The sequence below is a fragment of the Thalassoroseus sp. genome (genome assembly GCF_984380535.1).
In genome coordinates, this window is sequence record NZ_CFHRBF010000007.1 from 173,275 (window position 1) to 197,205 (window position 23,931).

The 23,931-nt window shown below is 53.3% G+C and carries 15 protein-coding genes; 11 read left to right on the plus strand and 4 right to left on the minus strand.

Features of this window, described 5'->3' with window-relative positions; genetic code table 11:
• Positions 1-106 precede the first annotated feature (106 nt).
• Entirely contained in the window at positions 107-1,891 is a 1,785-nt protein-coding gene (locus AC5DDB_RS11270; protein ID WP_491739826.1) for an esterase/lipase family protein, read from the plus strand.
• Between the two features lie 65 nt (positions 1,892-1,956).
• Here the strand turns inward: AC5DDB_RS11270 and AC5DDB_RS11275 are convergent, their stop codons facing one another.
• Positions 1,957-3,225, minus strand: a complete 1,269-nt coding sequence (locus tag AC5DDB_RS11275; protein ID WP_491739827.1) for a mechanosensitive ion channel family protein — start codon at positions 3,223-3,225, stop codon at positions 1,957-1,959.
• Between the two features lie 63 nt (positions 3,226-3,288).
• A complete protein-coding gene (locus tag AC5DDB_RS11280; protein ID WP_491739828.1) occupies positions 3,289-3,666 on the minus strand; it encodes a hypothetical protein in 378 nt (125 codons plus the stop codon).
• Positions 3,667-4,274: 608 nt separating this feature from the next.
• On the opposite strand from AC5DDB_RS11280, the gene AC5DDB_RS11285 reads away from it, so the two are divergent.
• From AC5DDB_RS11285 to AC5DDB_RS11330, 10 genes are all read left to right on the plus strand, one after another.
• Entirely contained in the window at positions 4,275-5,537 is a 1,263-nt protein-coding gene (locus tag AC5DDB_RS11285) for an efflux RND transporter periplasmic adaptor subunit (RefSeq protein ID WP_491739829.1), read from the plus strand.
• A gap of 4 nt (positions 5,538-5,541) precedes the next feature.
• Positions 5,542-8,643 carry an efflux RND transporter permease subunit gene (locus tag AC5DDB_RS11290; RefSeq protein ID WP_491739830.1) on the plus strand — a complete coding sequence of 1,034 codons (3,102 nt, stop codon included), beginning with the start codon at positions 5,542-5,544 and terminating at the stop codon, positions 8,641-8,643.
• Positions 8,644-8,655: 12 nt separating this feature from the next.
• The gene (locus AC5DDB_RS11295; protein WP_491739831.1) at positions 8,656-9,996 is read left to right on the plus strand and encodes a V-type ATP synthase subunit B; all 1,341 of its coding nucleotides are present in this window, start codon (positions 8,656-8,658) and stop codon (positions 9,994-9,996) included.
• The gene (locus AC5DDB_RS11300; RefSeq protein ID WP_491739832.1) at positions 9,993-10,592 is read left to right on the plus strand and encodes a V-type ATP synthase subunit D; all 600 of its coding nucleotides are present in this window, start codon (positions 9,993-9,995) and stop codon (positions 10,590-10,592) included. The genes AC5DDB_RS11295 and AC5DDB_RS11300 overlap by 4 nt, the downstream gene beginning before the upstream one ends.
• Positions 10,593-10,607: 15 nt before the next feature.
• Positions 10,608-12,404 carry a V-type ATP synthase subunit I gene (locus AC5DDB_RS11305; protein WP_491739833.1) on the plus strand — a complete coding sequence of 599 codons (1,797 nt, stop codon included), beginning with the start codon at positions 10,608-10,610 and terminating at the stop codon, positions 12,402-12,404.
• Positions 12,405-12,410: 6 nt separating this feature from the next.
• A complete protein-coding gene (locus AC5DDB_RS11310) occupies positions 12,411-12,869 on the plus strand; it encodes an ATP synthase subunit C (RefSeq protein WP_491739834.1) in 459 nt (152 codons plus the stop codon).
• 22 nt (positions 12,870-12,891) lie between these two features.
• On the plus strand, positions 12,892-13,554 hold the full coding sequence (locus AC5DDB_RS11315) for a hypothetical protein (RefSeq protein ID WP_491739835.1): 663 nt from the start codon (positions 12,892-12,894) through the stop codon (positions 13,552-13,554).
• A gap of 13 nt (positions 13,555-13,567) precedes the next feature.
• Complete coding sequence (locus AC5DDB_RS11320; protein WP_491739836.1) at positions 13,568-14,224, plus strand: DUF2764 family protein; 657 nt, start codon at positions 13,568-13,570, stop codon at positions 14,222-14,224.
• Entirely contained in the window at positions 14,202-16,010 is a 1,809-nt protein-coding gene (locus AC5DDB_RS11325) for a V-type ATP synthase subunit A (protein WP_491739981.1), read from the plus strand. Before AC5DDB_RS11320 ends, AC5DDB_RS11325 begins: the two co-directional genes overlap by 23 nt.
• Positions 16,011-16,272: 262 nt before the next feature.
• The gene (locus AC5DDB_RS11330) at positions 16,273-19,869 is read left to right on the plus strand and encodes a protein kinase domain-containing protein (protein ID WP_491739837.1); all 3,597 of its coding nucleotides are present in this window, start codon (positions 16,273-16,275) and stop codon (positions 19,867-19,869) included.
• 161 nt (positions 19,870-20,030) lie between these two features.
• On the opposite strand, the gene AC5DDB_RS11335 is transcribed toward AC5DDB_RS11330, so the two are convergent.
• Together AC5DDB_RS11335 and AC5DDB_RS11340 are read right to left on the minus strand one after the other, a co-directional pair.
• Entirely contained in the window at positions 20,031-20,606 is a 576-nt protein-coding gene (locus AC5DDB_RS11335; RefSeq protein ID WP_491739838.1) for an RNA polymerase sigma factor, read from the minus strand.
• A gap of 483 nt (positions 20,607-21,089) precedes the next feature.
• Positions 21,090-23,537 (minus strand): SpoIIE family protein phosphatase, encoded by a 2,448-nt coding sequence (locus tag AC5DDB_RS11340; RefSeq protein WP_491739839.1) that lies wholly within the window; start codon positions 23,535-23,537, stop codon positions 21,090-21,092.
• Positions 23,538-23,931 lie beyond the last annotated feature (394 nt).

Sequence of the window (23,931 nt, forward strand, 5' to 3'; positions counted from 1 at the left end):
GCACCGGAATTATCGGGGTATTCGGTTCCAGAAACGTCGATACCGTTGAAATCGACACTATACGCAGCGACTTCACACTTAAGGGCATTGCCCCATGTATTCATGGATGAGTCAAAAGCAGATGTTTATCGCAGCTTTTGTCCCCTTGTTGCTGCTGCTGACGAGTTCGGTCAAGGCGGAACAACCCGCAATGTCGACTCAAACTCCGCTGTTGAACTGTCACGGTGGTGGGCCGCTGTATGCGGAAGCCGCTACGGCTTATCAGCAGGCTCAGTATTTTGCCGCCCATGCCGACCCGCGGTGCGTCGACCATTTCTTTGCCTGTGCAAGGCTAACTTGGCAGGACTTGTCCGTGGCAATCGCAAGCGATCCACCTCGGCTCCTCCATAGTGACTTGCAACTCTACAACTCGGCAGTCTCGGCGAGTCTTGTCTATGGGCATCAGCTTGGTCGGCTTGATTTTGCCCAGGGGTTATCTGTGAATGTCGACGGGCAAGAGACAGTCGTCCCGATCGTCAACCATGGGATACACTGGCGATTCGACCAAATCGATTGTATTCGCCAGGCGCATACATGTTTCGAAAACCCCGCTCTTGCCCCGACGTTTCGCCATGCGTTCGGAGCCTCGTTGATTGGTATTCACTACCGTCGTCAAGATACTCCAGGTGAAGAACGTTACCTCGAAAAGCATCCCTTTGCGATCACCGGACTGATCCGTCCCAGCGAAGCGACCACGGAAAGTGCCGTCGGGTGGACAATCGAACTGAATAGCCCCGTTTCGGTTCTCACGTCCATCGTCAACGGTTATGAGTTAAACCTATCTCGGAACATTGCTGCAGCAGTCGACTTTGCAATGCGGGAACTCGAAGATACCGCTAATCCAATGCAGGCGTTCTTCAATCCCCAGGTTGCGGTCAGCCACGAAGGAATGTTAACGCTCCAGCCATACCAGCCGGGAAAAATCCCGCTCGTACTAGTTCACGGTTTGATTTCAAATCCATCGACTTGGGGGACGATCATCAATGACTTGATGAATCAGCCGGAGCTCATGGAGAAATATCAGATCTGGGCCTATCTGTATCCCACCGGCATCCCATTCTTGATAACTGCCGGCAAGTTTCGCGAAGACTTACGAAACACTCTCGCGTTTCTTGATCCATACTGCGCGGACCCTGCATTGCAGAACATGATGCTGATTGGGCATAGCATGGGTGGCCTGTTATCGAGACTGCAGGTTGTCCATAGTGGTGAGATTCTCTGGAATGTTTTTGCAAGCAAGCCACTCAGCGCATTCGATGCAGATGCTCACATCAAACAGGAACTCTCTCAAGCGTTCTTTTTTGAGCCGCAGCCTTTTGTCAAACGGGTTGTATTCATTGCGGTACCACATCGCGGGTCTGGTTTGAGCTCTCGAGTCATTGGCTGTGTCGGCCGGCTATTGGCAGGACAATTGCTTGAGACCTCTCGGAGTTGGGCGGATATGTACCGCAAGAACAAGGAGTATCTACGCCCCGGTGTCCCTCGACGATTGCCTAGCAGTGTGGCTGGACTGTCCCCTAAAAGCCTAGGGATTTACGGTTTGTCCCAGTTGCCTTTTGCGCAGCACGTGCGTTTGCATTCTATTATCGGGACCAAAGGATGCAGCCCGTGTTTCCCGGGAGACAGTGTCGTTTCAATTCAAAGCGCACGGCTTGCAAATGTCGAAAGTGAATTGTTCGTCGAGGGAACGCACACTAGCGTCAAGGAAAAACCTGAAACCCTCAAGGAGATTCGGCGGATTCTCGATCTCCATTGGGCGGAAAGTTCGCTGCAGCTAACGCCATCTTTAGTCGAACCGAGCGTGATGCCACATCCATTAGTTTTGCCGCCCGCTCCAGCCCCGTCACCTTAGATTCAAATGATCCGCTCACAAGACATGCTTGAAACTCATGGATGAAATTCGACAATGCAGAGGCCTTACTCAGAGACATCTGGATTTGTCGTCCGCTGATCATTCTGATGGGGTTGACTACGAATCATCTGCGATTCGGAGACGTGGACAAGTCTAGCAGGACGTGCAAATGGGATTGCAGCCGCTTCGAATTGCTTCATGATTTGCAGGTAGACTCGCTCACTGAAAGCGAGGTACTCCCAATAGTCAGGCGGATGGTACCAGAAGATCAAGACGATGCCGATTGATGCGTCGTTAACGTCCCGCAAAAACACACGTGGTGGAAACTCGGCTTTCATTCCTTCATGGTTCTTCAGTGCACCGCGGACGATTGCTAAGGCGTGGTTGACCTTAGCAAATGAGGTACAAGATGGCATCTGTAGCGTCGCCGAGTGACGAATGTGCGGGCGTCGTCCGATGTTCTCAATATCGCTTCGGGCCATCTCTTCATTGGGAATCGAAGCCTGATGGCCGGACAGTAAACGGATTTTCGTGCTGCGGAGTCCAATCTCCTCGACGAAACCATCATAACCTTTCGTGACGATTCGTTCGCCTACCTGATAGGGTTTGTCAAGGGTAATCATAATGCTACCGAACACGTTCTTTAGCGTGTCTTGAGCCGCCAATGCGACTGCTAGACCGCCGACACCGGCACTTGCTAGTAGTGTCGTTAGAGGAATGCCAAACTGCTGACCACCTTCTAGAAACACAACTGCAGCAGCTGCGATACTAGCAACTCGACAAACAAGACGTACCAACTGTGCATCGAGTCCGCTAGGGCGGATCCATGGGCTAGCAATCACAATCGCAGCAATTCGGCTGCCTGCACCGAGTAACATCACAATGAGTGCGAGTAAGAAGATGAGCCTTAATGCATAGGCGGTCATCAGCTGAACGGTGCCACTGATTCTGATGTGTTCGCTAATGAAATAGTTGGCAGCTAAGGGGACAATCGTTGCAGTGATTGGGAACACGAGCGTCATGACATATCTCAGAACATTCGAGCGAAGCGAACGTGCCCGGCGGTAGCCAAACAGATAGATAGTTGCCATGAGCACCGCAGCGGAGATCAATGTGATGCCGAACAAAGTCCACTGCCAGACCGCCTGTCCGAGCCAGCGTTCGCGAGCCCAGACCGGTAGGGATCGGACCCAAGAGCGGGGAATCAGCCATCCCGGTTCAGAGAGATAGAACTGATAGAATCCCGGAGTGACGCCAGGCCGGTCTTTGTAAGGGAGGTCTCGAACGACTTCGTAAAACTCTCTGGCTCGTTCGACGGTATCGGAAGTGAACAAAAACTCGCCCTGACGAGGTCCTTCGTCGACTCGTCCGATCGTGATTTCCGTATCTGCGATTGTTCAACGGACGATTCCATCTTCTGCAACTTGCTTGGCATCTGGCCAAGTTTCCTGTGGTGGTAACTCGATTCGATCGAGGACTTCCTTGAGGTAGACAACGCCCTCCCGGCTGACATGCGTGCGAACCGATTCAGGAACATCGCTGAGATCCAGACAGCGCAGGGCCCGTGCTCCAATCGCACGTCGTTCGGCTTCACTGCGAAAGCTCAGTCCTTCGCCTCGAAAGCGTCGAAGGATCTCATCGCTCGTCTCGATGAAGCTCTGCAATGTTGCCCGCGGACTTGAGGTGTCGGCTGTCTTCAATGGATGGGAATCATGGCGAACATTGTCCTGTGCGGATACGTAGTTGGCGTGACATAGAACAATAGTAATGCCCACGCAGACTATGTTTCGCAATGCTCTATGAACTACCATCGACAGCTGGCCGTCGAGTTTGAAACAACTAGTAGTAGCTGTCGAACATCTGTGATTTCGGGCTGTTCTTAGTTCTGTCATAGTCACTGGTTGCTAGTGTCAAGAGTCAGAAACTCAAAGGAGATGTGGATTGTCATAAAAATATGTTAACTCACGGTTTTTGTTGTTGACTAGGCGGTCTGTAGTGTGTCAAGGGTGTTTCTCGATAGATTGTGCAATCACTAGGTCTGGGACAGGCTTTGGTAGTCATGGTTATGACGCATTGTTTAACGCGGTAAACAGACTTTTCGTGAGATCGGAATTGGCTCATAGAACTCGTAAGAGTTTTCTATATGTGACCCTGAGTCACATTGTAGACGCTGAGAGAATCTGACGGTCTGGGGTTGATTGCCTGAGTTGTTCGTATAGTGTATCGTACGCTGGGCAGGTTGGCGACGATCTGGAAACTATGGTTTGAAGACGAAGATGACTATTCGAACTGGCGTTAGAAATTGATTCCAAGCGTCTAGAAGATTTTTATCATCAATCAAGACTACCGTGAGTTTGATGCAAACTCTTGTCGGGAATAATCGATGAATGGACCTTTGCAGGTTGTCGTTTTTTTTCTGGGAGTCGTTACGCTGGCCGTGGGCTGCACGGAAACGGAATCGCCACCGGAATTGATCCGACCTGTTCGGGCTATCAAGGTCGGCGACATTTTGTCGATTCAGGGGCGTGAGTTCCCTGGGCGAGCGGCTGCGAAAAATGAGGTCGATCTCTCGTTTCAAGTTGGCGGGCGACTGTCATCGCTGCCTGTTGATGTCGGCAGCACCGTTAAAAAGGGAGAGGTGATTGCCGCGTTGGACCCTCGGGACTTCGAGACTGAGTTGGCGAACGCACAAGGCACATTGGCGCGGGCTCGCGCGAACTTGACGGCGATGGAAGCTGGTGCTCGTCCCGAGGAAATCGAGCAATTGAAGGCCGCTGTCGCTGAGGCGGAGGCGAACTACAAAGAGGCTCGTTCCGAATTTGAACGAATCGAGAAATTGTACGCACGAGAGGCTGCCACTCAGCGGGAACTCGATGTGGGGCTTGCTCGTCGGGACCGGACAGCCGCGCAGTTGGCTGCAGCAAAGGAAGACCTCAACATCGGGATGAAAGGGGCGAGAGAGGAAGACCTGGAGGCCAAGCGAGCTGAGATTCGCGCTCTGGAAGCAGCTGTGGCGACGGCTGAGAACCAACTTGATTACGCTATTCTCAAAGCGCCATTCGATGGTGAGATTGCAGCCCGGTACGTCGATAACTTCCAAACCGTACAACCCAAGCAATTGGTAGCCCGGCTCTTGGATGTGTCTAAGATTGAGGTTACGGTTCAGGTGCCCGAAAGCATCATTCCATTGGTTCCACTTGTGAAGCAAGTCAGCTGTCGTTTCGACGTGTTCGGAGAACGAGAGTTTCTCGGTCGCGTGACGAAAATTGGTAGTGAGGCATCGCAGACGACTCGCACTTATCCTGTCACCATCGAGATCGACCAACCCGAGGACGTACAGATTCTCCCTGGAATGGCGGCGAATGTTCGTAACAGACCTGATGAAGATAAAGATGCCCCGGAAGGTGATATCGTCGTTCCGCCAGGAGCCGTGTTCACAGCCGAAGGCGAACAGCAGAGCTATGTATGGGTTGTCAAAGAACCCGAAATGTCCGTGGAACGCCGAGAGGTCAAACTTGGTGCATTGACTTCCGTTGGGCTTGCCGTTCTGGAAGGGCTCGAACGCGGAGAATGGATCGTCACGGCTGGCGTCAACACGCTACGCGAGAATCAGCAAGTGAAAATTCTCCAAGTGGAAGGACGCTAACACGATGAATTTGACGGCTTTGTCCATCGAAAAGCGTGCAATTACGTACTTTGGAATCCTGCTAGTTGTCGTGGGAGGGATCTTTAGTTTTTTTCAGCTTGGCCAATTGGAAGATCCCGAGTTCTCCGTCAAGACGGCGGTGATTACCACTACCTATCCGGGTGCGGGTGCTGAGCAAGTCGAACTAGAAATTACCGATCGAATCGAAACCAAACTGCAAGAAATGGTGGAGTTGAAGAACGTCTACTCCAACTCCCGGGCAGGTCTTTCGATTATCAAAGTCGATATTAAAAGCAACTATTGGTCGGACCAGTTGCCGCAGGTTTGGGATGTGCTGCGAAAGAAAGTCGCAGATGTCGAACCAACGCTGCCTCCCGGAGCCGGGAAACCGAACGTCGGCGATGATTTCGGCTATGTGTTCGGTTTTCTGTTTGCGGTCAGCAGCGATGGTTTTAGTTACGCCGAATTGGAAAAGCATGTCAAAGACATGCGGAAAGAATTGAGTGTCGTTCCTGGCGTAGCACGAGTCGATTTGTGGGGTGTGCAAGACAAGCGTATCTACATCGAAGCCTCAAGCGCTCAGCTAGCATCGCTTGGAGTGACTCCGGCACAAATCATGTCGACGTTGCAGTCGCAGAATCTTGTGGTGGACGCTGGGAATGTCGATTACTACTCGCAGCGGCTTCGGGTAGCACCGAGCGGTGAGTTTCAATCACCCGAGGACATTGGGAACTTGGCGATCACTAGTCAAGTCGAAGGGCGGAACGAACTCGTTCGCATTCGCGACTTTGCCAAAGTGAGTGTCGGCTATGCGGAGCCCCCAGTCCAGATGCTGCGACAAAACGGTAAGCAGGCAATTGCGGTGGCGTTGGCTCCCAGTGCTGGCGAGAACATTGTGAGAGTGGGCGAGGCCATCGACAAACGACTGGCCGAGATGGTCGCGGAGTTACCGGTCGGAATCAACGTCGAACGCATTTCTTGGCAGTCGGATCAAGTGAGCGAGTCGATTCGCGCTTTTATGATTAGCCTGCTGGAAGCCGTTGCTATCGTGTTGGTGCTATTGGCAGTCACGATGGGTGTGCGAGCGGGGATCATCATCGGCATTAGCGGGCTTGTGTTTCCAATCCTTGGCACGTTTGTCGTCATGGCGATTATGGAAATTGACCTGCATCGGGTATCGCTCGGGGCCTTGATTATCGCGATGGGAATGATGGTCGACAATGCGATCGTCGTTACCGACGGCATCATGGTTCGTATCGCGCAGGGAATGGATCGCGAGAAAGCCGCCATCGAAGCTGCGAGTGGCCCCGCATGGCCACTTCTCGGAGCAACAGTCGTGGCTTGCATGGCGTTCTATCCCATTTTCGCCTCGACCTATGACACTGGCGAGTATGCGGGCAGCTTGTTTACCGTGGTGGCGATCTCACTGTTTCTGAGCTGGGTTTTCTGCCAAACCGTCGGACCGCTGCTTTGCATCGCGTTGTTACCGGCTCCAAAACTTGGCCAGACAGAAACAGCCCCGTATCAGGGTAAATTCTATCAACGGTTTCGTGGCCTTTTGTCTTGGACGATTCGTCACCGTCTACTATTTCTTGGCGGTATGGTCGGGCTGCTTCTTGTTTCTGTCGCCGGGTTTCGGTTCGTGCCCCAACTGTACTTTCCCGATTCGAGTCGTCAGCAGATTATGATTGATTACTGGGCTCCGCAGGGAACTCGGATTCAACAAACTAGTGCCGACCTAGAGCGGATCGAGAACTTTGTGCAAGGGCACGATGGAACAGAATCTGTCAGTGCATTCATCGGCAAAGGGCCGCCACGATTTTACTTACCCGTTAGCGCCGAAGATCCCTATTCATCGTATGCTCAGATTATCGTCAACACGAAGTCACTCGATGATGTGGATACACTCGTCGCGGAAACGGACGCCTGGGTGAAAGAGAATGTTCCGGAGGCCATGGTCCGCGTCCGAAAGTATGCCGTGGGTGCGTTTGATGACTGGAAGTTCGAGGCTCGATTTAGCGGACCGGCGATTGCAGACCCTGCGACACTAAGAAGTTTGGCCCAGCAAGGTGCCGAGATTCTGCGAGACTCGCCCTATGCGAAGGAAGTTCGTGTCAATTGGCGGGAACGTGTGCAAGCGGTCGTTCCGGAATTCAACGAGGAACGCGCACGCTGGGCCGGTGTTTCTCGGGACGATCTGGCACGGGTCATGCGACGCACTACCGATGGCATCGTCGTCGGGCAATATCGACAAGGTGACGACTTGATTCCGATTGTCGCGAGAAATATCGAATCCGAGCGAAGCCGAGCGGCTTCATCGCTCGATGGGTTGCAGATCACGCCTCAACTATCGACGAATTCGGTTCCGGTTTTGCAAGTGATTGATGGCATCGAAACACCTTGGGAAGACCCGATCATTTGGCGTTATGATCGTCGTCGGGCGATCACGGTTCAGTGTTCGCCGAACGATGTCACAGCCCCGACACTCCGAAACGCTGTGTTGCAACAATTCGAGGACATCGAACTGCCGCCCGGCTATCGGCTGGATTGGGGTGGAGAATACGATAGTGCCCGAGAATCTCAAGCGGCTCTCATCCCGGGGATTGTTCCGGCATTGGTCGTCATGTTGTTTATACTGGTGGCATTGTTCAACAGTTTTCGGCCGATGCTAATTTGCATGATGGTCATCCCCTTCGTGATGATCGGCATCACGAGCGGTTTGCTACTTACGAATACGCCGTTCGGATTCATCGCGTTGTTGGGAGCCATGAGCTTGTCCGGCATGATGATCAAGAACGTCGTAGTGTTGCTCGATGAAGTCAATGCAAACCTTGCTAAGAACATGACTCCTTATAATGCAGTTGTCGAGGCGGCGGTTTCTCGCTTGAGTCCGGTTGTCAACGCGGCGGGAACCACTGTGCTAGGTGTGCTGCCGATGTTGCAAGATGTGTTTTGGGTGGCACTCGCGGTCACGATTTTCTTCGGCCTTATTGTCGGTACGGCTCTTACGATGGTGATGGTGCCAACACTTTACAGTCTGCTTTACCGCATTTCGGCACCATCAAGTCCACAAACGAGTGCGCCAGGTCCGAACTCTGCTGAATGAAAATGAGTTCTTATGTTGAATGACCTCACGTTCTACACGCATATCTTGTCCATTGTGGGCGACATCATCAAAGTCCGGGCAAAGCAAGCCGGTCTTGGTGATTTGGCGGTGGTCGAAAATTGGGACGGTGAACGCTCGTTGGCCCAAGTCATCGAAATTCAAAACGATGAAGTTTCACTTCAAGTCTTTACCGGTGGCAAAGGGTTATCGACCGAAGCCCGGATTCAATTTCTTGGGCACCCGTCGCAGGTCACGTTTTCCGACAAAATTCTAGGACGGGTCTTCAATGGGGCTGGAGATTCCACAGACGGCGGGCCGTCTCTCAATGGCGATCCACGAGTAGAAATCGGCGGGCCATCGGTCAATCCCGTCATGCGAATTGTGCCGAAACGCATGATCGAAACCAAAGTGCCGATGATCGATGTGTTCAATTCGCTTGTGGAAAGCCAGAAGATTCCAATTTTCTCGGTCGCCGGCGAACCGTATAACCAATTGCTTGCGAGAATCGGAATCCAAGCCGACGCGGAGATCATCGTGTTCGGCGGCATGGGGCTTGTGTTCGACGACTACCACTTTTTCCGCACGACCTTTGAAGAGGAAGGTGTGTTTCCACGAACGGTCATGTTCGTCAATCAAGCCTCCGATCCAATCGTGGAACGAATGCTTGTTCCCGATATGGCGTTGAAGGTTGCCGAACGGTTTGCAGTCGAGCAAAAAAAACGAGTGCTCGTCCTCCTGACCGACATGACGGCCTACGCAGATGCCTTGAAAGAGATTGGCGTCTCGATGGAACGTGTCCCGGCGACTCGCGGTTATATGGGTGATCTGTATAGCCAACTTGCACTGCGGTACGAGCGTGCTTGTGACTATCGCGGAGCGGGATCGGTGACAATTCTAACCGTCACCACCATGCCCGGTGACGATGTGACCCACCCCGTACCCGATAACACTGGTTACATCACCGAAGGTCAATTTTACTTGCATGACGGAATGATCGATCCGTTCGGTTCCTTGTCCCGACTCAAACAACAAGTGGTTGGAAAAACCACTCGCGAAGATCATGGCCAACTCATGAATACCATGATCCGTCTCTACTCCGGAGCCCGCGACGCCGAGAAGAAACAAGCCATGGCGTTCGATCTGTCGCCGTTCGATCACAAACTGTTAGACTTCGGAAAAATCTTCCGACAACGGTTTATGGAGATCGATGTCTCGTTGCCGTTAGTCGATGCCCTGAACTTAGGTTGGAAAACTCTAGCGGAATGCTTCCGGCCGGAGGAATTGTTGATGAAGCAAGAACTCATCGACAAATACTACCCGCAGCCGGTCGGCGAGGGAGTGGCACAAACGTGAGACTTGCCCTCAACAAAAACTCGCTGAAACAACAACAAGACCAGTTGAATATGTTCCGGCGATTCTTACCTTCGCTGGATTTGAAACGCCAACAACTCCAAGCAGCTTGGAAAGAAGCCCGCACCAAGTTGGAACGTCTCGAAGCCAATGAAGTCGAGTACCGAACATCGTTAGAGCCGTTGCTATCATTGTTGGGAAGTACAACATTGCGACCTCAGGACGTTTCCCGTTTGGTGCAGGTTCGGAATGTCGTCATTGCAGAAGAAAATATTGTCGGCGCTCGCGTACCGGTTGTGCGACAGATCGAATTCGAGCGGACCCCTTACTCCACATTGACGTTTCCGTTCTGGGTCGATCAGCTTGTCGAGAGTTTAGAAAACCTCGCTCGTTTGCGTGTCGAATTGCAAGCCCAGCAGACGCGAGTCGACCGCTTGGAACTAGCAGCCCGCAAGATTACCCAACGAGTCAATCTTTTCGAAAAAGTGCTCATCCCGACAGCGGTCGAAAACATCAAACGAATTCGTATTGCTCTTTCTGATGAAGAACGAGCGGCGGTTGTGCGGTCGAAACTCGCTAAGCAGAAACATCGCAACTGAGAGCGGGAACATCGAATGGCCATTGTGGAACTGCAGAAAGCCACTTTGTATGGCACCAACTCCCAACAAGCGGCCGTCATTGAGGGCTTGCAAAAGTTGGGCTGCATGCACTTGATCAATCTCCGAGAGACACCGGTTCAAGCCCCGCAACTCGTCTCAAAGGAAGCCCGTGAAACGTTGAAGTACCTGACGGCGTCTGCTACGCAACGCAAGCAGGAGAAGTCGCGATTTCAGTTTGATCGCGAACAGCTCATTCAGGATGTCTTGGAGGTCAAGCAACAGAAAGAACGGCTGACTGCCGTACGAGACGACTTGAAGAAAGCGATTGCCGACTTAGAGCCTTGGGGGGAATTTCGACTTCCCGAACAAAGCGAAACCGGTGGCTGGAACTTCTGGTTCTTTCAAGTGCCCCGGCATCGACTGGCCGAAATCCCCGAGACGGTGAATTGGTACGTTGCCAATGAAAGTCCGCGTTTTACGTATCTCGTTGTGCTTTCCGAGAACCCGCCTGACTTGCCGTTTCAGCCATTGGATCTGGACCACAGACCGCTCTCGGAACTCCGCCGCGAGTTATTACAGATCGAACACGAACTCGAGGACCTTAACTGGAAACGAGTCACGCTGACCCGGTGGAGAAGCCTCCTCAAACAGGACTTGGATGCAGCGGACGATGCGGCCGCTCAACATTCTGCTTCCCAATGCATGCTAAGCGATCCCGAAGTCTTCGCTTTGCAAGGATGGGTTCCGACGAATGTTTGCGCGGATGTGAAGCAGTTCGCCGACGAACATCATCTTGCGATCACGTTGGAAGCTGCCACGCCCGAAGACCAACCGCCGACGCTTTTGGAAAACCCCGAACGCATAGCCGGTGCCGAGGGGTGCGTGACATTTTATATCACACCCAACTATCACGCTTGGGACCCTACGGTCATCGTCTTCTTCTCGTTCAGTTTGTTCTTTGCGATGATCATGGCCGACGCCGGTTACGGATTGCTCATGGCCGGGGCTCTTTTCCTATCATGGAAAAAACTCAGTCAGTCCGCCGCGACGGTTCCGTTCCGCAACTTGCTCGTGGGCATTGTGTTTGCAACCGTGGTTTATGGGGTACTCGTCGGTAGCTACTTCGGAGTCGAACCACGCGAGGGGTTCTTGGTTGACAAGCTACGAGTCCGCATCGGTGGCGAGCCGATGATGAGTAATCAAACCGCGATGATGGGAATCGCTGTCGCGATCGGCGTGATCCATCTTAGTCTTGCCAATGGGATTTCTGCTTGGAATTCTCGGCATTCGTTCCGTTGTCTCGGGCACTTAGGGTGGGCGTTCCTGATTCAAGGCGGGTTCCTGATGGGCGCGGGAAGCCTCGCTGAAACGCCGCAACTTTTTGAAATCGGGAAGATGTTAGCGATCGGCGGGGGTGTGGCGGTTCTGTTATTTAGCAGCGACCGCACGTTGCTTTCATGGAATCCGTTTTGGCATTTGCGGCGTCTGTTTGATGGTGTGATGCAAGTCGCGAATCTCTCGAAAGCTTTCGGCGATTGTCTCAGTTACCTACGTCTTTTTGCGTTGGGACTTGCTAGTGCTCAACTTGCAGTCACGTTCAATGATTTAGCTCACCAGGCCTCCCAGACCAAAGGATTCGGCGTCCTCTTAGCATTGCTAATTCTTGTCGTCGGGCATGGCATCAACTTGCTACTCGGATTGATGGGGGGCGTCGTTCACGGGTTGCGTCTGAATTGCATCGAGTTTTTCAACTGGAGTCTGACGAGTGAAGGTTACACTTTTCAGCCCTTCAACAAAAAAGCGGAGACATAAGACCTCATGGAACTCTTTTGGATAATGCTCGGCTGGATGGGGATCTACGGACCGACCGCGTTGGGAGCCGTAGGCAGCATCATCGGGTGTGCACGGGCGGGGCAAGCGGCTTGCGGTGCGATGATTGACGTCGAAAGCGGATACGGTCGTTTGGTTGGGCTATCGGCGTTGCCTTCGTCGCAGATCATCTATGGCATCGTGGTGATGTTTACGCTGAATCGGCCGGTCACAGCCGAGTCGGCACCGGGGCTGTTCGCCGTTGGAATCCTTTGTGGGATTGCTCTCTTGTTTAGCGCGGTGTTCCAAGGTTTGTGTTGTGCGTCCGCGATTGTCGCCAGCAAAAGCAAGCCGGAAATCTTTGGACTTTCCGCCGCACCTGCCGCGATCGTGGAAGGGTTCGCTGTGTTCGCTTTTATTTTCGCTCTGGTGATCGCCGGCGAAATTCCTACTTCTACCGGTCAGTGAGACTAGCATCAGGGACAACGAAATGAATTCCAATCCAACGGAATCCGCCGGTGTGCAACAACTGATCGATCGGCTTCATCAAGAGGGTGTATCCAAAGGGCAGACGGAAGCCGAGGCTTTGTTGGTTGCCGCCCGTCAGCAGGCTGCGGAGATCCTCGATCGAGCCAAGCAGGAAGCTGAGACGATTATCGCGAACGCGAACGAACAAGCGGAACAAACTCGAATTAACGGGGAAGGTGCGATTCGTCTGGCCGGTCGCGATGCGAGTCTGCGGCTAACCGAAGAACTCCGTCAGGATTTCGTTCGCAAGTTGCGTGCGCTTGTTGGTCACACCCTGAAAGATCGCGAGTTCCTTAAGAGTTTGATTCTCGAGATCGCAAGTCATTCCCTCCCCGAATCTCCCAACCCCCTGCCCCTCAAAGTTTTGGTGCTCACGGAACGTGAAGTCGATCACGAGTCGGCTGAAAAAGTTCGGCAGGAACTGGATGAGTTCGTGCGTTCGCTCAGTGGCGAAGCTTTGCGAGACGGTCTCACGTTTGATGTCGACGAACACGATTCTGCCGGGGTCCGTGTTCAGGTTATCGATGGCGAACTCGAGATCGATTTGACAACGGAGACACTAACCGTGCTTCTGCTGCAGCACCTCTCGCCACGTTTTCGGGCGATTATGGAACCGAACTCCTGAGGAAGCATTGTTTGTGTCCTACTTTACGCTCATTGCAAGTCTGCCCCCTTTGCCGCCGCACTTTGATGTGACGCGGCCGCCGATTACACGCTTGCAACTGAACGATCGTCTCAAAATGCTCTCGGCGGAAGATGCCAGAACCATTGAACAACTCAACGAGTTCTTAGCTTGGGATCACCAACCTTTCGACCAATCAGATGAGCAAGTCGTGGCCCGTTTCCATCGACTTGAACACGAGATTCATCATCCCGTCATCTGGAGAATCGTTGAAAACCGATTGAACATGCGAACGATTATCAGTGCCCTGCGTCGGCGGCGTGCCGATGAAGGTCCACCGCCGGGCGTTGGCGACCTGGTTGATCCGATCCGGCGACAATGGAAGGAACCGTATTTTCGCTTGGAGAATCGGTTCCCTTGGATCGAACCGTTCGTTGCACATTGGCAAGCTGGGGAAGCGTTAGAGGCCGAACGCATTCTGTTTGAGTTCATGTGGGAACTTCGCTATCGCATGGCAGCGGAGTTTACGTTTTCCTTTGAAGCCGTGCTCCTCTATCTCGCTCGCTGGACAATTATCGATCGCTGGACGAGTCGAGACGCCGAGGTTGGAAAAGCCCGTTTTGATCAGATGATTGAGGAGACGCTGGGTGATTACGCCAACATCCCCTTCTAAGGCCCGCGTTGTCGGCGTAGCGGGGAACATTGTGAAGATCGAGGCAGACTGTCCGATCATGAAGAACGAAGTCGCCTACATTCAGGTCGGTGACGATCGGCTCAAATCGGAAGTGCTGCGTGTGTTCGGCAATACGGCCGACATGCAGGTCTTCGAGGAAACCCAAGGTGTCCGTGTGGGGGATTCCGTCGAGTTGACCAAGGTGATGTTACCCGCCGTCCTTGGTCCCGGGCTGTTGGGCACTGTCTTTGATGGCCTTCAGAATCCGCTTCACGAGTTGGCCGAACGCGACGGTTTCTTTTTACATCGTGGCAGCACAGTGCCTGCGCTCTCGACCAAAGTCGAATGGGCGTTCCAACCCACGCGTGCGGTGGGAGATAAACTTCGGGCAGGCGATGTACTCGGCACCGTTCCCGAGAAGCAAATCACTCATAAAATCATGCTGCCGTTTGGGGAAAGTGATGAAGTCGAAGTGCTTTGGATCGGCACGGGCAAGTTCACGGTCGATCAACCCATTGCCAGGGTTCGGGATACCAAGGGGCGTGAGCGTGAAGTCACCATGCAACAGACATGGCCAGTCCGACGCCCACTCACTGCGAAACTGCTTCGACAACGTCTGTCCGAACGCCAGTTTCCCACCGAACGACTGACAACCACAATTCGTCTGATCGATACCTTCTTTCCCATCGCCCGGGGTGGAACAGCTTGTATTCCGGGGCCGTTCGGGGCAGGAAAAACGGTGCTGCAGGGATTGATTGCCCGGTATTCGGCCGTCGATATCGTAATTGTGGTCGCTTGCGGAGAACGAGCGGGTGAAGTGCTTGAGACGGTGACCGAGTTCTCCACGATGGTCGATCCCCGCAGCGGTGGCAAATTGATGGATCGCACGATCATTATCTGTAACACCTCATCGATGCCCGTTGCGGCTCGTGAAGCGTCAATCTACATGGGGATCACGCTCGGCGAATACTATCGTCAAATGGGGTTGAATGTGCTGTTGATTGCGGATTCGACTTCGCGGTGGGCACAAGCCATGCGGGAGACGTCCGGCCGATTAGAGGAGATCCCGGGAGAAGAGGCATTTCCCGCGTATCTCGATTCGTCCATCAAAAATGTCTACGAACGAGCTGGCCTCTTCAAGACGAATGATGGCAGCCTCGGCAGTCTGAGCATGGTAGGAACTGTCTCACCGGCAGGTGGCAATTTCGAAGAACCCGTCACCCAATCCACCCTTGGCGCGGTGAAGTGTTTTCTCGGTTTGTCCTCGGACCGGGCTTATAAACGGTTCTATCCGGCGATCGATCCGTTGTTTTCCTGGTCGAGATATTTGGATCAATTGCAGCCCAGTCTCGACCGGGAACTCGATCCCCAATGGACCGAATCGGTCAAACAGATGACGGAACTCTTGCACCGTGGTGACAGTGTCCATCAGATGATGCAAGTCACCGGTGAAGAAGGCGTCACCCTTGAAGACTTCCTCGACTATCAACGGGCGACTTTCGTCGACTTGGTGTTCTTACAGCAAGATGCCTTCGATGCGGTTGACGTTTCCGTTCCGCTTGATCGACAACTGGAATCGTTCCGACTCGTGCGGCGTCTGATCGAGCAGAATTACGAGTTTCATGATAAGGAACAGATTCGGACATTTTTTACCCAACTTACGAGTCTGTATAAGAACCTCAATTATGCGGAATGGGGTTCGCAACGGTATCAAGATTTGGTCGAGCAAATTCACGACTTAGACCGTCGTGCGATCGGCGGAGATTTTGAAGTAATGCATGCCTAACGGTCCCGTTTGGGTAATAGGAATTCTCTCAGGAGTATCGATTCGCGTTCTCCAGACCAATTTGGCACAGTTCGAAGACCGCCAGCCCATCGAAATAGAGACTCGATAGAACGGTTGCTCGCGAAGCGCTTTCGTCTCACGATAGGTGAATGAGTCCAGAAAAAAGTGGGATTCATCCCGTTTTTCGTGTCCAAACTCGGGACCGAAATCGGATGGTCTTTCAGGGCGGTTTTGTCTGTCGGTGGTCGTCGGTGAGATTACGATGCTGGAATTCGAGGAGCTGATCGACCGCTTTGATTGTACGTGGCGACAATCGGACTCGCATCCGGTCATCGCCGATTTCATGCGAGAATCGAAGGTTCCCGATGGGCGAACGTCGACGTTGTTAATCGAGTTCATTGCAATCGATCTGGAGTACCGCTGGCGAACCTACGGTGTTCATTCCGGCAAACCGGAAGCGATCTCAACCGATGCATTGACCGTCGTCGACACCTCCCTCGATCCGGCACGGAAGAATCTTTATCTCGAAGACTTCGCTCGCGATTGGCCGGAATACTCCGATCATATTCTGGGATCGATCGATTTGATTTCAGAAGAATTCCGTATTCGACATCGGTGGGGGGACTGCCCTTCGATCGAGAACTTCATCACGCGTTTCGGCGATTCCGAAGCACTCAGATCAGCAATTGAATCTGTCGTTCATCAGCTTCAACTCGAATGCGACGACGCTTCGGGATTTGAAGAGGAACATTTCCGCGGCGATACGCCGGACCGACTTGGAACACAGTTCGGGCGTTACCGAATTGTCGAGCGAATTGGCCGAGGCGGAATGGGCGAAGTCTATTTGGCCGAAGACACGCACTTAGAGCGTCGAGTCGCTTTGAAAATGCCTTCGCTGGATGCCGAACGCAATGCGCGGAAGCGATTCGTCAATGAATCGAAGGCAGCCGCCAATTTGCACCATCCCGGCATTTGTTCGGTCTTTGATGCGGGCGAAGTCGATGGTCAACCTTACATTACGATGGCCTACATTGAAGGCCAGACGTTGCGAGAGGCTTGGAACATCGCTGACGGTGTCTCGACACCGGTGGTGTTAGCGACATTAGCCGAGGTCGCTCGGGCGATGCAGGTTGCTCACGATACAGGAATTATCCATCGGGATTTGAAACCGGCCAATATCATGATCGACCACAACGGGCAACCCGTTGTCATGGACTTCGGTCTCGCACATCGCGCCGATATCGACGATGACGGGAGAGTGACTCGAACCGGAGAGGTGTTTGGCTCGCCGGCGTATATGTCGCCGGAACAAGTTGAAGCGACACAGGGCAGAATCGGCCGGGCTTCAGACATTTACAGTCTTGGGACCGTGCTCTATGAGTGTCTTGCGGGTCGGTTGCCGTTCGTCGGTCCTGTGGGGGCACTGCTCGTGCAAATCGCCCGCGATGAGCCGCAAAAACCGTCTGTCTTTCGAGCCGATATCGACGAGGAACTCGAACTGTACTGTCTTCAAATGCTGTCGAAACGTCCGATTGATCGCCCCGCGAGCATGACCGACGTGGCCGACAAACTCGACGCCATCAGGCACCGAATGAGTGAAGCAGAAAACGTGACGAGTCTGCAAAGCTCTCTGAAAAATGCTGCCGATGCGAATAGAAGTCAGCCCGTACCCGACACGGAACAAGTACGCCAACTCACCTCGAATTTGTTAGTGAGAATAGGAGTCATATCCGCGATCGTCCTGGCACTGATCGGTTTCGGCGTGTTCAGATACCGGGTGGAAACGCCCTTGGGCATCGTCGAAATCCAAGTCGATGACACGATCGCCGATCGAGTCCAAGTGCATGTCAAGCAGAATGGCCGAACCATCCAAGTGGCTGACAGTACAAGTGGCTGGTCAATGGATTTGACAGAAGGCCAATACGAATTCGAGCTGGGAACGGGGCGAGAAGAGTTCGTGATTTCTCCGCGTTGGGTTACCGTCTTACAAGGTCAGACGGAACTTGTGTCGGTTGGAATGAAGAAAACGCTTACGACACCGAGGTCACAAACCGGTTCCCAGTTACATGCCGAGGAGCCGATCTACGAATCGTCGACTGCTCCGGTCCATGGGCATTATCTCGTTCAATGGAAGGGATCCGATGGAAACTCGGGCGAAGCCGAGTATTTGTTCCGGGCAGATCATCGCGTTTACCGGGCAAGCCGCCCGATCGGTTATCTGACACGACGTGATGGGCAATGGATCATCGACTTCGATCCTCAAGGCCGGGGCCAGGTCGTTCTCAGCCATTTCACACCGAGCACGTTCCGGGGCAAACATTTTTGGGCCGACGGAAAGACGGCGACATGGACAGCGAACAAAGTCGGCACGCCACGGATACGTCGGCTCTCGGGGCTCAATACCGATGCCAACGAGGAAGCGGCTTGGCCATCGGCTGATGGTCTTCGTTTGTACTACGACGGAACCGATGACCAGACCACCAAGCCCTGCATTCTACTGGCGACGCGACCGAATCGAGACACGGATTTTGCAAGGATCAAGTCGGTGGCCTCATCGGCTCGACATCCTTCGTTGACGACAGACGAACTCGTACTTGTCTGTCTTGGAGGGGAAGACGGTCGCCAGCTCTGTACAGCGTCACGAAAAAGCCGAGAGGAGCCATTCCCGACGCCGCAGCCAATTCCAGAATTCCGAACCACTCGGAATCCGCGTAGTCCCTGGGTTTCGGGGGACGGGTTGACGCTACTATTTCACCGAGATTCTGCCGATAAAGCGTCCCCGATGGACACCTCCGAATTAGCAATCTCGACGCGAAAATCTCGACTCGACCAATGGTCAACTGCCCGAACACTGAGAGTGCCTGGTTTGGCGTCGCATCGGTTGGTTCCCACTTGGCCGTCGCTGTCGGACGATGAATTGACATTGTGGTTCACCCACGACGGATCGGCCAATGAGGAGATCTGGTTCGCTCAACGCGACTCGCTCAATGCACCATTTGAAGAGGCTCAGCCGTTCCAAGTCGATGGCAAGAACCTGATCGGTCAATCGCCGCGATTCTGTATGGCTACTGGGGAACTATTCTATTCACTGCGGATGCCGTCCGGTCATTGGGATCTTTCGCGAATCACCACACGGGCAGATCAACTCGCAAGTGACCCTACCAAAGATGAATCCAGCGGAAATTACGCCCTGCATTTTACGGGGGCTAGGCAGTACGTTGAAACTCCCGTTCGGGTCGATGAAACGCGACCGTTTACGATCGAGGTTTGGTTAACCTCGGAGAACGCTGATGGCGGCGGCACGGTGATCTCGAATTTCAAGGACGGCCGCGGCTTTGGCATCACAGAAAGTGCGACGCCCAACCCCAGATGGCTAGCCAGCGCCAAAGAAAACAGTAGGCGTTTCGTAGCGAAGTTGTGGGGTCGCAAAACGGACCGCAAGCCGACACACATTGCTACTGTTTGGGATGGCCAGCAGCTTCGACTGTACATCGACGGGAAGACAACGGGAGTTGATCAAACCGCCTCGATCACGAAGCTACCAGACTTCACTCGCACTCTGTATATGGGCCTGCTCAGCGACCATTGGCAGACCGGTACGGCGAAATCTCAATCGGAGTTATGGCAGCAATTTCATGGGATGCTGGACGAAGTCCGCATTTCCACGATTGCACGTTACCAACACAGTTTCGTTCCCGCCTTACGACACGACCCCGACGAGCACACCTGGGCACTTTACCACTGTGACGAGAATGGGGGAAAGACATTGATCGACGCCAGCGGAAACGGGAACCACGGAACGATTACCGGTGGTGTATCGTGGGTCCCGCATAGTCAGCTGTCTCAGCCCGGCCAATAAGACAACGAATTCGACCATTTCGAATGCAAAGTGACGCGACAGAAAAGAGGCGAGTGCATTCGCGTTCTCATCTACGGGCCAGCAGGGCAACAGCCACTTCTGTTTCCCACTGAGGCCAAGTTATCAACGACCTCGAAGGCAATTTGTCGGATGGCGTTCGCCTAATCTCGATTCAGCGATTCCAATCGTCCTTCCAGACTTTGTCGAAAGTCGCGGAGGAAACGGCGGACCGATCGTTCCGATCGCTCGACGTTCTCGGCAATTTCCGCAATCGATTGGCCTTGCAGTCGCATCTCTAGCATGTGTCGATGAAGCGGTGAGATACCTTGCATCAACAGTTCCACCTCATCGATCAATGCGATGGCTTCCTCCTCGGTCGGCTCATCCTCGGAAGTTGCTTCGAGTCCTGCCAAGGGTTGCTCTGCGTCGATACGTCGTTTCTGTTGATGATAACGCTCGACGGTTTTCAGCAACTTGTTTCTAGTGATTGCAACTAACAGTCCCCAAAGTTCTGCTGACCGTTCGATCGTGAAACGCCCTTGCCGCGCCCGGAGAAAGAACGACCGAAACGCGGACTGAACGATGTCTTCGGCGTCAACTTTCTGACGCATTTTGTTCGACAGATTCGCTCGAGCCAGCAACACCAAACGTTCGACGTACCGGTTGAAAATGATTGCCGCCGCATCGTCGTCGCCGCGTTCGATCTGCTCGAAAATGTTTTTCGTACTAGGATTCATCGTTATTCACACCACACGGGATCAGCACTGTTGCCAGGGTCTACCCATCACAACAACCGCTCCAAAAGTTTGGCGGACACGATTCTCTCATGAATCTGGCGAGAGATTGCTGGAGTTTCTAGGACTCTGCTCGATCTTTGGTTCTTCGTGGCGTTCCAGTTTTCCCGGTCCGTCGCATGGGCCGATTTCGGATCGTTTCATCTGGCCGTTCCCTGACCGGCTCATGCATCGGAATCCCATTTAGTATAGGTTCGCAGCGGTCAACATTGCAGTTTCATTTCGGGTCAGGATCAACTCTTTCATGAATTCGCCGAACATCGAAACCTCAATCTCCACCCGGAGGACAAGTGCTTTCGCTGGGAAAAACAATGGCTTTTGTGTTCTGGTGTCGCATCGGAGCTATGCGTGATGCACGGAGTTGGCGACTCGTCGTGAAGAACAATGCGATCTTCCATGTCCTTCTATCTGCGGGATTATCATTCGTCACTGCAGGTTTTTGATGATGACGATTGTGCAGTCGTCGTCGAGTCGGTCGGTGCCCACGTGCCCGAGAACCGCACCACGTAGAGCCGCGATGATTTCGGATGCTGCTTCCGTTCGATGGTTGACAACCGTTTCGACAACTCGATCGATCCCGAACATATCCTCTTGGGGCGAAAATGCTTCCACCAGTCCATCCGTGAGCATCACGTAGACATCACCGGGAGCGAGCGAAACGGTTGGGCTTTCCAGAAACTCTGCCGTGGCAAAGACACTGAGCGGAGGACCGTCATCTTTCGTCCAGAATCGGACCTCGCCATTAGCTCCGATGATAAAACCGGGCGGATGCCCGCAATGCACGGAACTCAGTTGCCGTTTTTCAATGTTCAGCCGAACCGCAAGCAGGGTGACGAAATTGTAATCGGAAGACTGGGATTCCAGAATAGTATTTGCTCGGGTGATGAGTTCACTCAGGTCGTCGTAATACTCGGCGAGCGTGCGAAGGTGGGCATGCAAGAACGCCATCAAGATTGCCGACGCGATCCCATGACCGCTCACATCGGAAATGAAAGCTACGAAGTCGCCGTTCTTGAGGAACAGAAAATCGAAATCGTCGCCGGCGGCGAACTCCGCGGGGAAACATCTTCCGGCAATATCGAATCCCGGTATCACCGGGGCCTCTTTCGGCAGAAGATACGATTGCACTTCTTCGGCAGCAATTAATTGGGCGAGCCGTTCTCGAAGTGATTGCTCGATTGTTTTTCGGTCGGTGATGTCTAAATGAGATCCCACCATGCGATAGGGTTTGCCAGTGGCATCACGAATGACAGCGCCGCGGGCGAGGATCCAACGGTACGAACCGTCTTTGTGACGGAGTCGGTGTTCCAGTTCGTATTCTGTGGTTTCGCCTTTGAGGTAGTTCTCGACGGTCTTGATCGCGCGAACTTGATCTTCGGGATGTAAACGAGTCCTCCATTCGTCGAGTTGGTGGCTGATCTCGTGTTCGGCATATCCAAGGATGCTTTTCCAACGCGGAGAGAAGTAGACGGAATTTGTCCGAAGATCCCAGTCCCAAATGCCAGCGCTCGAGCCCTTCACCGCCAAGGCGAATCGTTCTTCGCTATCCTTCAACTCACGCTTGGTGTTGTTCTCACCCGTCATGTCGCGAATTGTGCAGAAAATCACCTTACCGTCGCCGGCACTGGTTGGTCCCAATGCGATTTGTGCGGCGAACTCGTTTCCATTTTTCTTCCGAGCCCGCAGGTCGTCGTTGCTGCCCATCATCCGAACATAAGGGGCCTTGCCATACGACTGTCGATGTTTCTGGTGGATGGCCCGCAGTCGTTCGGGAATCAGAATTTCGATTTCTTGCCCAACGAGTTCTTCCGCCGAGTAGCCGAACAACGTTTCTGCCGCCCGATTCACCAGGCGGATGCGTCCTGTTTGACCGTCGGCGATAATCAAGGCGTCTTGAGCAGCCTTTAGAAGTTGGCTAAACCAATGTTCGAGCCGATCCCGTTCTGAAGATTCGCGTTGGAGTTTCCATTGCGTCTCGGCGGAGGCCAGTTCGGCCGCCCGTTGAGCGGTTACCAATCCGCAGATGCTCAAGCCGGCGATGCTAAACGTGAGCACAAGGACCTGCAAATCAAAGAGCGTCTCGAAAGCTGATTTCGTGTGGATTGATCCCGCTTCAACGATCGCACTCCAAATCGCGGCCGTTGCGAACAAGAAAATGCCGATGGTTACTTCTGGCAATTCGAATCGCAGTATGGGCCACAACAAGACGATGATTGGCAAGTAGAGACACTGAGCGGTTTGTCGCGACGACAAGATGCCGCCGAACAGCATGCAGCTCAGGCTGGTCAGAATCGCGAGGCCGATCAAGAATTCCGGGAGACGGGCGAGTCTCCACGAATTTCGGTTTCGGGTGACAAGGGCGTAAATCAGCGGGAGCACAACGACGAGCCCCGTCATGTCCCCGAGAAACCAAGTAGCCCAACTCTGCGTCAGTTCGCCCCGACCAATCCGAGCCGCGAAATACATCGAGGTCGTGCCGACAGTGGCTGCAATCATGCAACCGACTGCAGCGGCAATAACAAACCGGAACGCCCCACTCGGTGTCGAAAACAATGCTCTGCCGAGGAACCGCCGAATGAGCCAAGTCGAAACAATTGCCGCCGCAGTGTTTCCCGTCGCGATACATACCGCCAGCCCGAGAGAAACTTGCGTCGTCAGGTTAACGAGAATCGCCGCCAGCCAAACCGCGGGCCAAAAACGCAGCGAGAACACGAATAAGGCAGCCGTCGCAACGCCCGAAGGTGGCCAAATCACACTGGCACTGCCAGGGGGAATGGCAAAAAGTAACCCGATTAAGCCGGCGGTGAAGTAACCCGCAACTACAAGAATCCCATATCCGAACTGTGATGCGAAACCAAGGCGATTCAATTCCATGGTGCCGCCAGGTTCCTGAGGGCGTGGCTAGGCAGACCCTCCACAGGTACAGATTGTCTGACACTTGCCAACGCGGTTGAATGAAGAATCACAATCGACGCGGGCTTAACACCCTTCGAAAACGATATTGGTCCCTCTGATTACACCTTATTGACAGATATTGATCATATTAAGGTACAAATTTCCGGCAAGATGTTCCAATACATTTTTCGCTGACATCGGTATGTCGAAAACGCTTTCTCTGAAAGCACATCGCGTAGGGCTGTTGGCTGTCGTGGACAGTTCCGGCGACAAAAAAATGTTTACAGCCTGCCAAAGTTGTTTAGCATGAAGTGATGGATTGACGGGGAAAACGATTCGGATTTTCGATTTCGGTTCCCGTTTCCGCCTCGCG